The sequence below is a fragment of the Prevotella melaninogenica genome (genome assembly GCF_003609775.1).
GTDB lineage: Bacteria > Bacteroidota > Bacteroidia > Bacteroidales > Bacteroidaceae > Prevotella > Prevotella melaninogenica_A.
On sequence record NZ_AP018050.1, the window covers coordinates 1,305,482 to 1,320,185 of the forward strand.

The 14,704-nt window shown below is 40.4% G+C and carries 9 protein-coding genes; 2 read left to right on the forward strand and 7 right to left on the reverse strand.

Features of this window, described 5'->3' with window-relative positions; all coding sequences use genetic code 11:
- Positions 1–436: 436 nt before the first annotated feature.
- Positions 437–2,182, reverse strand: coding sequence for a phospho-sugar mutase (locus tag PMEL_RS11930; RefSeq protein ID WP_120175476.1), 1,746 nt, complete (start codon positions 2,180–2,182; stop codon positions 437–439).
- Positions 2,183–2,370: 188 nt separating this feature from the next.
- On the opposite strand from PMEL_RS11930, the gene PMEL_RS11940 reads away from it, so the two are divergent.
- On the forward strand, positions 2,371–2,721 hold the full coding sequence (locus PMEL_RS11940; protein WP_120175478.1) for a DUF4491 family protein: 351 nt from the start codon (positions 2,371–2,373) through the stop codon (positions 2,719–2,721).
- A 251-nt stretch (positions 2,722–2,972) separates the two neighbouring features.
- Here PMEL_RS11940 and PMEL_RS11945 read toward each other — a convergent pair whose 3' ends face one another.
- The 5 genes from PMEL_RS11945 to PMEL_RS11965 form a co-directional block, all read right to left on the reverse strand.
- Entirely contained in the window at positions 2,973–4,505 is a 1,533-nt protein-coding gene (locus PMEL_RS11945; protein WP_231999434.1) for a DUF6850 family outer membrane beta-barrel protein, read from the reverse strand.
- A gap of 153 nt (positions 4,506–4,658) precedes the next feature.
- Positions 4,659–5,858, reverse strand: a complete 1,200-nt coding sequence (locus tag PMEL_RS11950; RefSeq protein ID WP_120175565.1) for a DUF4876 domain-containing protein — start codon at positions 5,856–5,858, stop codon at positions 4,659–4,661.
- 4 nt (positions 5,859–5,862) lie between these two features.
- Entirely contained in the window at positions 5,863–8,640 is a 2,778-nt protein-coding gene (locus PMEL_RS11955; RefSeq protein WP_120175479.1) for a TonB-dependent receptor, read from the reverse strand.
- 436 nt (positions 8,641–9,076) lie between these two features.
- Complete coding sequence (locus PMEL_RS11960) at positions 9,077–11,575, reverse strand: zinc-dependent metalloprotease (RefSeq protein WP_120175480.1); 2,499 nt, start codon at positions 11,573–11,575, stop codon at positions 9,077–9,079.
- 54 nt (positions 11,576–11,629) lie between these two features.
- Positions 11,630–12,319, reverse strand: a complete 690-nt coding sequence (locus PMEL_RS11965) for a peptidylprolyl isomerase (RefSeq protein ID WP_120175481.1) — start codon at positions 12,317–12,319, stop codon at positions 11,630–11,632.
- Between the two features lie 348 nt (positions 12,320–12,667).
- Here PMEL_RS11965 and PMEL_RS11970 point away from each other — a divergent pair, with 348 nt between their 5' ends.
- Positions 12,668–13,579, forward strand: coding sequence for a DMT family transporter (locus PMEL_RS11970; protein WP_120175482.1), 912 nt, complete (start codon positions 12,668–12,670; stop codon positions 13,577–13,579).
- A 313-nt stretch (positions 13,580–13,892) separates the two neighbouring features.
- Here the strand turns inward: PMEL_RS11970 and PMEL_RS11975 are convergent, their stop codons facing one another.
- Positions 13,893–14,702 (reverse strand): SGNH/GDSL hydrolase family protein, encoded by an 810-nt coding sequence (locus PMEL_RS11975; RefSeq protein ID WP_120175483.1) that lies wholly within the window; start codon positions 14,700–14,702, stop codon positions 13,893–13,895.
- Positions 14,703–14,704 lie beyond the last annotated feature (2 nt).

Sequence of the window (14,704 nt, forward strand, 5' to 3'; positions counted from 1 at the left end):
AAGTCATCTTTAAAGAATAAACAAATGCTTAGTTGCATTCCAATTAAGCCTTAATTGAGCTTCAAAAGATGCTTAATTAAAGCCTAAAAGGTGCTTAGTTAGACTCAAACTAAGCACCTTTTCTTTTACAGTTCTATAACACATTGATACCTTGAAAGTAACAAAAGAAACAAAATTGGCTCTTGAAGAAGGAAAAACTTATAGAAAAGACAAATATTTTGTAACAACATTTCACAACTCTATCTAAAAACTTCCAAACTCCATTATCATACAAAACAGACGATTAAAAGTAAAAAGCACTATCCATAAAAATGTATATAAAGAAGGTGTATATAACAAAAATAGGAGTTCCCATAAATAAACATTATGGAAACTCCTATTTTAATTTATAATGCTAAGCCCTTACAAATTATTTTCAAGAGCTAAGAACAATCATTTATAAGCCCAAGCTCTTCTTAATAGCCTCAATCTTTGCACCTACACGCTGCTCGCAAGCAGGGAAGTCAGAAGCAGAGTTCATTGTGTCCTTAATCTCAAGATAGAACTTAATCTTTGGTTCAGTACCTGATGGGCGAACGCTCACCTTAGTACCATCAGTGCAGAACCACTGGAGAACATTGCTTGTGTCAGGCATATCCATCTTCTCCTTAGAACCATCAGCCTTTGTAATCTCAAGACTCTGGAAGTCCTTATAAACATCGATTACACTACCACCAAGTTCCTTAGGAGGATTAGAACGGAAGTTCTTCATCATCTGCTGAATCTCATCAGCACCGCTCTTACCAGGACGCTCAACATTAATTGTGAACTCATGGCTGTAACCATACTCCATATAGATATCCATAAGAATGTCATACAATGTCTTGCCATGATCCTTTGCGTATGCACAAATCTCAGCCAACAAAGTACAAGCACTCACAGCATCCTTATCACGTACGAAGTCTTCTGCAAGGAAACCATAGCTTTCCTCACCACCACCGATGTACTGCTGCTTGCCCTCAGAAAGAGCAATCTCACGTGCAATCCACTTGAAACCAGTGTAACAATCACGCATTTCAACGTTCTGCTTCTCGGCAATCTTACGGATAACCTCTGTTGTAACAATAGTCTTTACAATAAAGTCTGTTGGCTTCATCTTGCCTACAGCCTGACGATTAGTAATGATATACCACAAGAAGAGCAGACAAGTCTGGTTACCATTAATCAGTACCCACTCGCCATCGCTGTTCTTACAAGCCATACCTACACGGTCAGCATCTGGGTCAGAAGCCATCAAGATGTCAGCATCAAGTGCCTTTGCATCACGTAAACCGAGTGTCAAAGCCTCAGCAATCTCTGGGTTTGGACGGTCAACAGTTGGGAAGTTGCCATCTTTAACCATCTGCTCTTCTACACAATGAACATTGTCAAAGCCCCAAGAAGCCAATGCACGTGGAATCATTACACGACCAGCACCATGCAGAGGAGTATAGACAATCTTAAGGTCGTGCTGATTCTTGATAACCTGTGGGTCAATGCTAATAGTCTTTACCTGCTCAAGATAAACCTTATCAATCTCCTCACCAATAATCTCAATCAGCTGATTGTTGCCTTCAAACTTAACGTCCTCTACCTTAACCTTGTTTACTTCGTTGATAATACCCTTGTCATGTGGCGCAAGTACCTGTGCTCCATCATCCCAATAAGCCTTGTAACCATTGTATTCACGTGGGTTATGACTTGCAGTAATGTTCACACCTGCCTGTGCCTTCAAATGACGAATAGCAAAAGAACACTCTGGTGTAGGGCGAAGATCATCGAAAAGATAAACCTTAATGCCATTAGCTGAGAAGATATTAGCTACGGTCTCAGCAAAGAGACGTGAATTGTTACGGCAGTCGTGGCAAACAACAACGCTAATCTGCTCCTTATCCTTGAAGCTAATCTTCAGATAATTAGCAAAGCCCTGAGTAGCCATACCAACCGTGTAGACATTCATACGGTTAGAGCCAGCGCCCATAATACCACGAAGTCCACCTGTACCGAACTCTAAATCTTTATAGAAACATTCAATAAGGTCTGCCTTATCCTCATTGTTAATCATAGCCTCAACGGCAGAACGAGTCTCTTCATCAAAAGCAGGAGACAGCCACTGTCTTGCTTTATCTTCGCATTGTGCGATGAGTGTTTGGTTATTGCTCATAATTTAAGTGTTTTCTTTTTTACGACTTGTATTTGCAAATGTACTCAATAATTCTGAGAAAGTCACTTGCAAGTAGAGTTTTTTTTGTATTTTTGCAGCTATATAAACTGAGTTTTTGCTAAGAACAATACGTTCTAAAGCATATTTCTCAATATAAGAATTATATTTAATATTGAAACTTAACATTAATGGAATTGAATTTTGAAGGTATACTCCTCGCAGTATGTACGTTTTTAATCATTGGACTTTGTCATCCACTCGTTATAAAAACAGAGTATTATTTCGGTACAAAACCTTGGTGGATATGGCTCATAGCGGGTATTGCTTGCTGTGTAGCAGCCTTGTTTGTAGAAAGTATTTTCTGGTCAGCCGTACTCGGTGTTCTCGGAGCTTCATTCCTTTGGGGCATTGGTGAACTTATCTCACAGGAGAAACGTGTCCTAAAAGGCTGGTTCCCTATGAATCCTAAACGTAAGGAACACTACGAGAAACTCAGCAAAGACAAGCCTGTTTGCCCTACTTGTAAGGATAAGAAATAAAGACTTTCAAGCATCTTCAACCATTGTGTTAACGCCCCGCACGTATGGTGCGGAGGCTTAACACCAATGGTGCTAACGGCTTTTTACCTTACAGTAGTTTGTCAAGATGATAGCATCTTATGACTCAAAGACTGTTTAAACATTATAAATCAGTCTCAAAAAGAACAATCCCGTGATTCCCCAAAGCGAAATCACGGGATTGTTATAATGTATCATTTGAATAAGGAAGTATGCATCCTTAGATTACAATATCAGTTAAACAAGCCTACACTAAAACCAACATTGTAAAGGTTTGGATGTCCCGATGAGTTAGCAGAAGTAAAGTCGCCAAAGGCTTTCACAAACCACATAGCACGTGACTTCTTAATTGTCAGTGGGAACTGATACATCACCTGTAGACTTCCATGAAGAAGATTAGCATCATAATAAGGTAAGTCTTTCAGTAAGACACGCTCTGCGAGGATAGAAGTATTATCTGCCAATTCAAGGTCAGCACGTGTAGAAAGACTATAACCGAGCGTTACATCAGCCGTAAGACGCTGCTTAAACAGTGAGAAACCATTCTCTAACTGAAAGTTCACACGGCTATAATCAGACGATGATAGCGGCAAAAGATGACAGTTGCTTGCCTTATGTGTATCAACAGAAAAGCCCATATAGCCTTTGGTAGAGGATGTTAAATATCGACTACCTGCTATTAAAGACGTATTAATGAAGTTTGCACGATAACGGAAGGAGAAGTCGAAGGTGCGAACTTGATAACGTTTGCGGAACTCTAACTGCTTTTCGTAGGTGTAAGAGGTCGTTCCTATCTGTGGATCATTCTTGATAATCAACTGCTGGCGATACTCATCTGCATAGCCTTGCAGCCAATCCAGATGTAAATCGGCCTGATGCATAATAGTACCTGTGTACAAACGATTCTGTGATTGTACGTTATATCGGTAAGTGAAGTACCTTCCCGGCTCATATTTGTAAGTGCCATAAGCATATTCTTCGCCACGACTTATACCAAAACTATTCAACGTCTGAAAACGTGCAGAACGATATCCATAATCAACTTCAGTCCCCAATTGATGGTTCACCCACTCACGATTGAAACTTGAATATCCACCAATTGTACCCGTTGCATTCTCCATTCCTGAGAAAAGGTAATAGGTAAGTGTAGCATCACTCTGCACTGTTACTAATGGTCCCATCTTCTCCTTGCGACGATCATAATAACCCGCCAAACCGAGTGTATGGCTTTCCATCGTGTAAGAGACAGAAGGAGTCAAACGATAATCAAGCAATTGCGAACGTGAACGTGGGTCACGAAGTCGGGAAAGGTCGCCCAACTGATAGTTAAGCTGTAGACCAAAACGCCAACCAGAGAAGCCAACCGTACCCATTGATGCCGTGATATCAAAGTTCTGATGGTCGTAACTTCCTGCAATAGCACTACCCGACTGGTAAGGATTGGAGTTGTAAGGGCGATACTGATCGGCAAAAGCACGATCCTTTGTACGTCCAAGATTGAAGTCTACCTTACCATAGCTGTACAGGTATTTACCTATTTTTTGGTAACGCTCAGTGAAGAACTGCATATTATTCATTGCTCCCCCTTCTTGTACACGATAGTAATCGCCACCACGATGATTAAATCCTATTGAGGCAATGCCACGATTAGATGAATTGTCAAGAGAAAGACCAGAAGCATTATTTGTATTATGCCAGAGTTGTGTAAGGTTCTCGAATCGATATTCAACCTCGCCCGAAAGCGAGTCAGAAGGCGTCTGTGCCATTGTAGGGAGTGTGAATAGCAATAAGAAAAGCCTTCCCCAGCCTCTCCGAAGAGAAGAGTGTGTAAGTTTGGAAATGCTAAGATCTATGTGTGAAGTATTCATATACTGATAGTTAATGTATGTGATAAAAAACGATGTCATACAGAATTTACGTTAAGGAGCAACCGTTGTAGACACCTCAAAGTCATTAGAACTATTATTTGTATCCATAAGAATGTTATGTCCACCTGCTGCTGTAGAAGCTGTCTTACGATAGATAACCTCACCTGAAAGACCAGCTGTGGCATTGATACTTATATATCCTGCATCAATATCATTATAAAGACGTTTCTCACCAACATCTGTACCTGTTGCCTTATGACGAAGGAAATCAACACCATCGATAATATAACGCTTTGGTAGAAGTCCATACTGTGTACCGCTGGTCTTGCCAAACTTATAAGTAAGTTTCAGTTGACTGATGTCTGCAGAAGAGCGGAATATAACCACACCTTGCCCTGTTGTGAGGATATTCATATATGAAATGCCCGAATAGATATTAAAGACATTCTGTAAAGCAGGTACCTCTGGATTGTTTAACATCTTACCTTTCACATCCTTTGCTTCGAAGTTTGCGTTCAAAAGGCTATGCTCTAACGGACTGTTAAGACTATGATCAATAGCACTATTCACCAAGAGAACTGTTCCACCTGGAGCTACCTTATAACTCTTATCAGTTGGTATACGGAACACTTGCTTAACCAATACGACTGAATCAGCATAGTTTGTCTTGAGGTTTTCGAGGGTATAAGCCTGTGGGACATCCGTCTCAAGCAGTCCAATATAAAGTCCGGCAACATCAACCGAGTCGTTAGACTGGTTATAAAGTTCAATATATTGACCAGCAACATAGCGTTTATTGTTATTGTCCTTAGAGCCAGCTGCATATATCTTACTGATTACTATATCTCGTTTTACAGAGAGAGTAGTCGTGAGAAGCAAAGGTTCTAAACCACTGATAAGCTGTGAATTCAAACTACCTGACACTGTTGCACCATTAATTACCTGACTACTTCCTGTAATCCTATTATACTCTGACGACGTTATATCCCATGAAGTTGAGATGTTATAGACATCAGGAACAATATTAGAGAAGGTTGCTACACCCGCAGCATCAGTCTGTGCAGAATAGGTAACACCATTCAATTGAAGCGAAATCGTATGTCCCTCCAATGTCATGTGACCACTCAACTCATTTGGAAGTTGGAGCTGTACCTTAGCTGTTACAGCCTCTGAAGCATCAGAATAGTCTACACAAGAGCTAAAAACAAAGGCTACTGCGAGGATTGAAAATAAATATTTTATTGCTTTCATATCATTATAAATTAACATAAAGCTCTACACCAAAACTAAACTTACCCGTGTTACGCTGGCTCAGCGTTAAGGTATTGTTACCTGTAAGGTATGGCTCATAATAAATCATATTGTTCACATAAAGGGAAAGACCACCAAAGTTGCTGAGTTGCTTGGTAAGTCTTCCTTGCAAATTCCACTCTACTGGTGACTTTGAAGGCTTATTATCGCTAACACGAAGAGTAAGGTCATTGACAGCAACTACGTCTACTCCCGTTGGACGAGAGGCATAATACTGGCCGTCCATACCCAAGAAACCAGACATCATGTCCGAAGTTATAGGATGCTCAACAAGGTCAGAACCAAAGTAACCAATAGGATTCTTATTTGCAGTAAAGGAAGTATGCCAGTCATACCAGATAGCCTGTGCAGTAAATGAAGCCACCATCTTCAAGGCTGGAATATTCGTTACGACACGCAATGTATTGAGGAAACGACGATACTTTTCGTAATCTTGTCCTGAAGGATAGACTACTCTAAATGGTGTAACACTATAACTTGAATAAGACGTTGGCAATAATGCTGCCTTTACAGCTTCTGTATTGCGACCTGTTGAATAGGTCTTTGTCTCAGAATAAGCACCACTAAAGAAGAAAGATGTGTGCAAAGGACGAATCTCTCCAAGTTCAAAATCAAACTCTAAACCTTTATTAATAGAGGTGTTTGTATTACCAACTGCACCCGTTGTCATATAGCCATTAAAGGTACGATAAGGGTTTGTATAATCAATTGTTGTAGCCTGTCCCGGTGTTATATTCAGTCCTTGCGCCTGCGTAAAGATACTATATGGATAGACAAAGAACTCACCAAGTGATTCAAAACCATTCGGAGTGCGGTCACGATAAGCAAGAATACTCAGACGACGACCATCTTTCAACTTGAAGTCTACACCCAACTCAACCTTAGTAGTTGTTGCATTCTTCAGGTTCTTAGAGTATTCAACCTTATAAGCTTGTGTATGATAGACTAACAACTGTGCCGCAGGATCAGTCTGTGGGAAATAGTTAGCAGCCACACGGTCGTCATACTTAGTATCAGGATAGAGATATGCCAGACCCGGAGTCTTCGAGTTCATACCAATTCCACCACGAATATCAAGCCAAGGAGTAACACTTAATGAAAGATTTAGACGTGGAGAAAGCGACGTTGTAGCAACATCACTGAAAGGCTGCATAGCTGTAAAACGAAGACCAAGGTTCGCACGAAGTCTGTTTACCTTATTGATATTCCACAAGAAGTTATCCTCTGCGTATGCAGCTATCTGATGTAAGCCCGGCACATCATTAAAAGCACGCGGACGGCCATTACTATTTGGCTGTAGCGGCAACAAATCATTGTCGTTGTAATATCCCTTTCCACTATTCCAATCATAGCGGTATTCCGCACCAACCTTAAAGTTCTGACGCGTTTTACCAGCCTTGAAGAAAAAGGTGTCGTTAATCTTCGCAAACAGATTACCTGGCTTACTCTCTGTTCTACCAGTAGCCTTATACGACTGAGTCTTCCAAGGTACGTTGAAATAACCAGTTTCCTTTGAAGTCAATATTGGAAGAAATCCCGTACTAACAGGTACAAATGACGTCTGTACATTGTCTGTTCCTCCATAGCTAAAACCCAAAGTATAGTTGAGCGAACGCATGAAAAGTTTATCAACGGATACTCGACCGTTATGGGTCAAACCAACCGTTACGGTCTTATTCTTGGTTTCCGTACCATCTTGAATAGCATCAGGATCTTTGCCAGACCAATCCTGTGCCGACAACAGACGTAGCTTTGTTTCTGTATGCCAACGCTTACTGAGGTCATAACTATAACCAAGATTAAAAGTATAACGATTATAACTGCGCGTCTTCTGACGTGGGTCACCCCAAGCTTTAGCATAGTCTAAGTTCACATTCATGATACCTGCTTTATTCAAAGAAAAGCCCTTTGTAAGTGAAGCATTCGTCATAGCAGGATTTACCTTCGCCTTTATCTGCCATGGAGTTACACCCACTTTAGAGTGAACTACTACAAGACCACTCGTCAAATCACCATACTCAGCAGAAGGGATACCACGTATTACCTCAACATTATCAATATTATCAGCAGCCAACTGACGAAGGTCAGTACCAGTAAAAGCAGTAGACGAGAATTGTCCCTGAGTCAACTGACCGTTATTTGAGATAGGTACACCATCGACAACAATGCTTGAACCGAAAGCACTTGTATTGTTATTACGCAGTGTACGGAGCTGTAGATTGGACTTCTGAGTCATATCTACATTCCCCATCTCCTTACCAGGAATGAGCTGCATAATGTCAGCCAGTGATGAAGCCTGTAAGTGGTCAATTGCCTGACGACCGATAATAGAAGACGTGGAAGCCCCTGACGCATTCTGCTTTGCTGTCACAACCACCTCTTTCAATGCCAAAGACGTAGGAACAAGCTGTACACTAACGTTCAAGTCTTTCTCAACTTTCAATGTAGCCGTATAGGTTTCATAACCCACATAACTTACTTTCAACGTAAATGAACCTGCTGGAACCTTTTGGAATACAGCCTTTCCATCGATATCTGTTACATTAAAAGACCCTAATGGTTCAAGCGAACAGTTAGCCATAATGACACTTTCTTTCGTGTTCTTATCGGTAACTACAATATTTACAATGTGATTTTCTGTTGCTTTTAATGTTCCTTGAGCCCAGAGAACTTGCCCTATCGACAACAATAACAATAGAGCTATGAGCTTTATTACTTTCATTTAAAAATCCTGAAATTAATACCTTTAATTGTAAAATAAAGTGCAAAGATATAGAAAAAACAAGTATTTAACAATACTCTAAATTAGGTATTCTTAACCTAACAAACATGAATATTCTTTCTATCTTAGCCACATAAACTCCCCCTTCATAGCTTTTAATATGTTATTTCATGATGGTAAGCATTTACATCTCTCATTATAAACACAGGTTTTAATGCTCCGCACACATGGTGCGAAGGCTTAACACATATAGTGCGAAGGCTTAACACCAATCGTGTTGACTGCTAAATACATCGCAAAATACCGTAGTGGCAAGTCCAAAACTACAACTAAAGAAAACGTCCATAGTAGAGTTTCAAATTCTACTATGGACGAATATTACAACCATTAAACATGAATAGACTTCCTGTCTATGGTGAGAAGTTTACTTAAATAATTACTTTACAGTCACACGACGCTCACGAATCAACTTAATCTGACGTAAGAGATCGTTGTAATGAAGGAGATTAATGCCTTCACTCTGTGCTGCTTGTGCCTTACAGAACTGCTCAACAGTATCTAAATGCTGCATCAGATAAAGCATAATATCAGAATTACTTGCACGATCAGCAGCAGTTGGTTTATCTTTCTGAACAGGATTCAAAAGGGTGTTCATCTGCTCTACATAGTTACGTTCAAGCAAGCGACGTGTACGAACTTGCATATCATTAAGACCTGCAAGTGGCTTCCAAACGCTGTTGAATAAATCATTAAGATAGTCTTTGAACTGATAAGCTCCTGCTTCACGCTGGTCCTTATAAATCTTATCCATAATGGTTCCGTTCATCATCACCTTCAGAATACGATCTTGATAACTGCTGATTTCGTCAACAAGATCAGTACCTGCAATATCAGTCATTGATGAAGGGTAAAGCCAAAGTGGTGCTTCGAAAACCTGACGACCGATATAGTCTACAGCATCTCTACCCTTCTTGGCTGGCGCAACCTCATAAGGCTTCTGTCCAGGCATATTATTGATGTAGCGACCACCAATATTCTTCAGAACGTGATTGGTGTAACGGCCATACTGACCAACAACACTTCTCCACATTTCCATACGGTCTTCGTACTGATCATTAGGCTGACGTGTCCACTCAGGAAGCTTCGCAACAATACGCTTTAAGTTCTTAATACCATAATCACTCGCCTTAACATTATCATCACCAAGGTCTTCTATCTGTGCACGTGGGTCTTCATTCTTGCCCTCACCACCAAACCACAGACGTGGATTCTTTGCAAGGATAGCGGTAGTCTCAGTCATCAACTTCTCCTTCTCATCCATTTCATCTTTGAACTCAGGACGATACTGATAGCCCCAACGGATTGCCCACTTGTCGTAATCGTTCACACGTGGGAAGAGACCACGCTCTGAAATGCCATCTTTTGGCTGTGCAACGTAATTGAAACGAGCATAGTCCATGATGCTGGCAGTATGCCCATGTTCCTCAACCCATTTCTTATCACGAAGCTTCTCTACTGGTGTAGCATGGCTTGCACCCATGTTATGACGTAAACCGATTGTATGTCCCACCTCATGACTTGACACAAAGCGAATCAATTCGCCCATAAGCTTATCGTCCATGTGTACTGTCTGTGCGCGCTTATCTAATGGAGCGCACTGTGTAAAGTACCACTTTGTCAAGAGATTCATCACATTATGATACCAACAGATATGACTCTCGATAATCTCACCACTACGTGGGTCAACAATACGTGGGCCGTATGCGTTCTCAATCTCAGCTGGAAGATAACGAAGAACGTTGAAACGAGCATCATCAACACTCATGGTTGGGTCGTTAGGCCACTCCTTTGCCTGTATTGCATTCTTAAAGCCAGCAGCCTCAAAAGCAACATTCCAGTCCTCAATACCCTTCATCAAATAAGGAACCCACTTCTTTGGTGTGGCTGGGTCGATATAGAATACAATAGGCTTAATAGGCTCTACGAGCTTTCCCTTTGCGTATGCCTTCTTATCTTTTGGCTCCAAGCGGAAACGAGAGATAAACTGCTGGCGATCGGTCTTAGTCTGTTCGTCACTAAAGATGGTATATCTATTAGTGAAATAACCTACACGATTATCCCATATACGCTTGCGCATAGGTATCTTTGGAAGAAGAACAACACTGGTGTTCAGTCCAACAGTCATTGCACCTGTATAAGAGGCAGGTGCTGTAGAAGGTGAACTTGAATAGGTACGTGTCGTAGCAATCTCCACATTTATTGGATAAACCTTCATCGTATCAATGAAAGTACGGTCAGACATCAGTCCACCTAACTTCAATTGCTTAGAGTCATTTGAAGATATACTTAGAACGGCATTATCTCTTACGAACAAAGATGTAACATCAATCAACTGTGCTTTAGTATCCTTGTTACGACCAATCACCTTGAACGAAGCAACGATAGGGTCAGCTGTAGAAGCCTTCAACGTACGAGAAATGCTACTCTTTGGGGCAGCCTCCTGCGAAAGAACGTATGCACGAAGCAACATTGTCTTATCATCACGCTGCTCAAAATAAACTGTCTGTTGGTTAACTGCTTCTCCTGCAAACTTACCAAAGTTCTGTGGAACGGCTGTAAAACGAGTCACGGCAAGGAGATAACGACCTATAATTGAATCAGGAACTTCAAAATACCATTGGTCATCAATATGTCTCACGGTAAAGAGTCCTTGCTGAACACTTCCTTTTTTCTTTACAAGCTGGTCGTATGCAGAAGGCTTTTCTTTCTCTTTCTCTGATGCTTTATCCTTCTGTACTTTCTGTTTGGTGGTGTCTTTCTGTTGTGTAATAGTATCCTTTACAGCACGATAGACAAACCTGTTGCCTGCTACGCCTACTCCACTTCCGAGCATAAGCGCAAACAGGCAGGCTGTTGCTTTTTTGTTAATTGACATAGATTTATTAGTAACTTTACTTTATATTTACATTGAGAATAAATAAAGACAACCTTATTTCAATACGGTTGCTTTACGAATACGGATATCGACCAACGGACGATCGTTAGCATCACCAGGCTGACGCTGAATACGTTCTACAACTTCCAAGCCCTCTAACACCTGTCCAAAGACTGTATATTGTCCGTCCAAATGAGGAGTACCACCCACTTCTTTATATAGTTGTCGCACCTCTTGTGTCATCTGTACCGTACTATCAGTATGTGCATTGAGGCGTTCCTGCGCCCAGTCAAGCTGTCCATCAGAGAACTTTATTCCCCATACAATATAGAATTGTGAGGCAGACGACTCACGCTTCGGATTGACATCATCGCTCTCACGTGCTGCAGCAACAGCGCCACGACGGTGCAATAGCTTCGGATAATTTATCTCTGCTGGGAGTGAATAAGTCTCTTGTGTGTCACCCAAAGCCTGTCCTGGCTTTGCTGTCTTCGATGCCATGTCACCTGACTGTATCATAAAGTCCTTGATAACACGATGAAACAACACACCATTATAAGCACCACTACGCACCAACTTTAAGAAGTTATCACGATGACGTGGTGTCTCGTTATAAAGTTGGATTCGAATGTTTCCACTGTCTGTTTCTAACAATACTTCATGACGTAATGTGTCTGTCAAAGACTGTGCTTGAACATTAGCTACGATTAAAGCCAGCAAAAAGGAAAATAATAACTTCTTCATCTTTTTTAATAAAGCGCAAATTATCCGCAAAGATAAACAATTAAGAACAAATAACCTAATTAAGCAGGGATAAAAAAGCGATTAAAAGGCTACATATATCAAGGAAAGAACGTACCTTTGCACTATAAATGCAGGTTCTTAATGAAGTCTCTTTAGAATTATTTACGTGTAAATAAGAATTTCTTTTCATGAAAATAAAGATTTCTACTAACGTAAATAAATATTTATTTTCACGTAAATAATTTGCGAAAACAAATCTACATATATTAAAGAAAGAGAATATTAAAACCGTATTTAAGATTGAATTTCAGAGTATTAACATCATTCTTATATTATAATAAATAGTAAATGACACAAACAAAAAGTATATTTCAACGCCCATTATGGGTGACTATCTTTGCCCTTACAGCTGCCATTGCATGGGGCTGGGCTTATCCCTTGATTAAATTAGGCTTCTCTGAGTTTGCCATCACAGCAGATATGACTGGCTCTAAAATGCTTTTTGCAGGTATTCGCTTCTGTCTTTCTGGACTGATTATATTGGCAATTGCAGGTGCTAAGAAGCGTGATTTCAAAGTAAGAAAACCTGTCGATTGGTGGTATATCCTTCTGTTCTGTATGATGAACACCACCTTACATTATGCCTTCTTCTACTTTGGTCTTTCTCATAGTGAGGGTTCACGAGCAGCCATTCTCAACTCACTAAGCGTTTTCTCTGTCGTTATCTTTGCTTGTATCTTCTTTAAAAGCGATCGTATGACAGTAAAGAAGATTGTTGGTTGTATTGTTGGTTTTGCAGGTATATTATCGCTGAATTTAGGCGGAGCAGAGAGTGGACAGTTCACTTGGTTAGGTGATGGAATGATTATCCTCAATGCCCTTTGTGGTGCCTCAGCATCACTGCTTACTCGTGGATTGGGCAAACGTGTAGATGTATTTGTCGGTACTGGCTATAGCTTAGCGATAGGTGGTGCATTGTTGATTATCCCTGGATTACTGATGGGAGGTGAACTTCCTCAAATTACTCCTTTGGGTATTACTTACCTACTTTTGCTTATCGCTATCAGTACATTATGTTTTACGCTCTACAACAAACTACTCACCTGTAATCCTGTTGGTAAGGTAGCTATCTATAATTCACTAATTCCTATTGTTGGAGCAGTTACCTCTTGCCTATGCCTTGACGAAACATTCTATATCAAATACATGATAGCAGGTGCCTTGGCTGCAGGCGGTATATACATTATTAATAAGAGTTAACCATCTAAGCAGGTACTCAGGATGAAGTAGTAGCAGGCATAAAAGAGTACTCAAACCCATTAGAATGTAAAATAAAATCACATCACTGGAAACATACTAAGGCTTAATTGCATCTGAATTAAGGCTTAATTGACGTGCAAAAGGGCGTTAGTTCGAATGTAACTAACGCCCTTTTGCAATGCAATTAAGCACCTCTTGCTTTACTATTTTATAACTACTTGTTTATCTGAAGGTTACAAACGCAATCAAAATAGCAGTTTTTTGAAGGAAAACGTGGTATAAAAGCCATTGAGATTGTAATAATATTTCAAATCTATCGACGACCATGATACCCCATTCCGTGCTTCTCATCATGCTTAAAATGAGTAGTAAAATCAGGTTTATCCATACCAATAGGATTTGCATTCTGTTCTGGTTCGCCCATCCATTCTACAATCTTATCAACCCATAGAGCAGCACCCTGACGCGTTGGATGAATACCATCTGCACGAGAAGCTACGACAGAACTACTGTCAAAGAACCGACCTTCACCTGTACAATCACGGATTACATCAACGATTGTTCTATCTTTAATCTTCTTCCAAGGGAGAGGACCAACCCATACGTATGGGATATCCCCCACACGACTCAGAATCGTTTGGATTGCAGTTTCACGTCTACTATAATCTTTATAACCTAAATCATTGGTACCTAAGCTAATAATTATATATGTAGGACGTACTCTTTCAATCTGATATTGAAGGTCTGAAGCTATCGCCCAGTCGCGTGTTGTACTACCATACCATACGATAGAATGAAACTTAAAACCATTTTTTACAGCATAATCATTGAATCGAGAGCCAAGACCATCAGCCATAGAATCACCAATAAGTAATACTACTTGATCACGACTTTCTGCTACTTGTGACACTTGAGTTGTCGACGTTGGCAGTGGTTCCATAGACATTTCTTCTACTGAAGCAGAAGTTGTATGAGGAGTAGCAGCTACTGGCATTGCATCTGGCTCTACTGATTTAGCTGGCTTATCCTTTTGTTCACTTATTCCGTTAGCATCCTGCGCAGAAACAGCAGGTGATAACAGGAAAAGAAAGAGTAATACTATAAAATACTTTATTGTTCTCACAA

What these genes read in the sequence shown, in the direction of transcription:
- PMEL_RS11930 (WP_120175476.1), bottom strand. Translation starts at nt 2,182, where the DNA reads ATGAGCAATAACCAAACACTCATCGCACAATGCGAAGATAAAGCAAGA.
- PMEL_RS11940 (WP_120175478.1), top strand. Translation starts at nt 2,371, where the DNA reads ATGGAATTGAATTTTGAAGGTATACTCCTCGCAGTATGTACGTTTTTA.
- PMEL_RS11945 (WP_231999434.1), bottom strand. Translation starts at nt 4,505, where the DNA reads ATGGCACAGACGCCTTCTGACTCGCTTTCGGGCGAGGTTGAATATCGA.
- PMEL_RS11950 (WP_120175565.1), bottom strand. Translation starts at nt 5,858, where the DNA reads ATGAAAGCAATAAAATATTTATTTTCAATCCTCGCAGTAGCCTTTGTT.
- PMEL_RS11955 (WP_120175479.1), bottom strand. Translation starts at nt 8,640, where the DNA reads ATGAAAGTAATAAAGCTCATAGCTCTATTGTTATTGTTGTCGATAGGG.
- PMEL_RS11960 (WP_120175480.1), bottom strand. Translation starts at nt 11,575, where the DNA reads ATGTCAATTAACAAAAAAGCAACAGCCTGCCTGTTTGCGCTTATGCTC.
- PMEL_RS11965 (WP_120175481.1), bottom strand. Translation starts at nt 12,319, where the DNA reads ATGAAGAAGTTATTATTTTCCTTTTTGCTGGCTTTAATCGTAGCTAAT.
- PMEL_RS11970 (WP_120175482.1), top strand. Translation starts at nt 12,668, where the DNA reads ATGACACAAACAAAAAGTATATTTCAACGCCCATTATGGGTGACTATC.